At 46.5% G+C, this 1,508-nt stretch carries 3 rRNA genes; all 3 read right to left on the bottom strand.

From position 1 onward, the window contains the following. Nucleotides 1-144, bottom strand: a 16S ribosomal RNA gene (locus FQP90_RS22890); the annotation flags it as partial. 425 nt (nt 145-569) lie between these two features. Beyond that, a 5S ribosomal RNA gene (gene rrf / locus FQP90_RS22885) occupies nt 570-685 on the bottom strand. 97 nt (nt 686-782) lie between these two features. Further along, nucleotides 783-1,508 (bottom strand): 23S ribosomal RNA (locus FQP90_RS22880); the annotation flags it as partial.

Raw genomic sequence — 1,508 nt, 5'->3', positions numbered from 1 at the left:
CAATTTCCTAGGCATTACTCACCCGTCCGCCGCTCGACGCCCAACAAATCCTCCGAAGAATCATTGTTGTCGTTTCCGCTCGACTTGCATGTGTTAGGCCTGCCGCCAGCGTTCAATCTGAGCCATGATCAAACTCTTCAATTTAAGATTTTGTGACTCAACGAATACTGACTTCAAAACTAATATTCATTCGAAAATGAACATGTAATTCTAAAGTTATTACCATTCCAACAGAATGGTAATGAATTGACTGTGCCAAATAACCCCTCTCTATATAGAAAGTAATTATTCGTATTGGTCACTCAGTTCATTGAAATCAAGTTTGTTACCGAAGTAACTGTCATTACCTAAGTAATAACGTTTTGATATTCATCAACGAGTGCCCACACAGATTGATAGGTTTAAATTGTTAAAGAGCGTGTTCTCTAAAAAGAGAACGCTTTCAGTGCCTTAGCACTTAAGCAGGACGCGTATAATACGCTTTCCACTTTGAAAGTCAACATAAAACACTAAGAAAACTTAGAACTCTATGGTGACTTGTCTATTAAATAGACAAAGTCGAAATTAAAGCCTGGCGATGTCCTACTCTCACATGGGGAAACCCCACACTACCATCGGCGCTATTGTGTTTCACTTCTGAGTTCGGCATGGAATCAGGTGGGTCCACAATGCTATGGTCGCCAAGCAAATTTTAAAATTCGGAAAGCTTATCTAAAAGTATTTCTCTTCAAACGCATTCAAGGTCTGGTACATCTGAGTCCACAAAACCCCTTGGGTGTTGTATGGTTAAGCCTCACGGGCAATTAGTACAGGTTAGCTCAATGCCTCGCAGCACTTACACACCCTGCCTATCAACGTCGTAGTCTACGACAACCCTTTAGGACACTTATAGTGCCAGGGAAAACTCATCTCAAGGCTCGCTTCCCGCTTAGATGCTTTCAGCGGTTATCGATTCCGAACTTAGCTACCGGGCAATGCCATTGGCATGACAACCCGAACACCAGAGGTTCGTCCACTCCGGTCCTCTCGTACTAGGAGCAGCCCCTTTCAATTTTCCAACGCCCACGGCAGATAGGGACCGAACTGTCTCACGACGTTCTAAACCCAGCTCGCGTACCACTTTAAATGGCGAACAGCCATACCCTTGGGACCGACTTCAGCCCCAGGATGTGATGAGCCGACATCGAGGTGCCAAACACCGCCGTCGATATGAACTCTTGGGCGGTATCAGCCTGTTATCCCCGGAGTACCTTTTATCCGTTGAGCGATGGCCCTTCCATTCAGAACCACCGGATCACTATGACCTGCTTTCGCACCTGCTCGAATTGTCATTCTCGCAGTCAAGCGGGCTTATGCCATTGCACTAACCACACGATGTCCAACCGTGTTTAGCCCACCTTCGTGCTCCTCCGTTACTCTTTGGGAGGAGACCGCCCCAGTCAAACTACCCACCAGGCACTGTCCGCAACCCCGATAAGGGGCCAACGTTAGAACATCAAGCATACAAG

The sequence above is a fragment of the Paenarthrobacter nitroguajacolicus genome (assembly GCF_007786235.1).
GTDB classification, from domain to species: Bacteria; Actinomycetota; Actinomycetes; order Actinomycetales; family Micrococcaceae; genus Arthrobacter; species Arthrobacter nitroguajacolicus_A.
The sequence above is the reverse complement of the archived record's forward strand: the minus strand, read 5'-3'. Positions and strand labels throughout refer to the sequence as shown.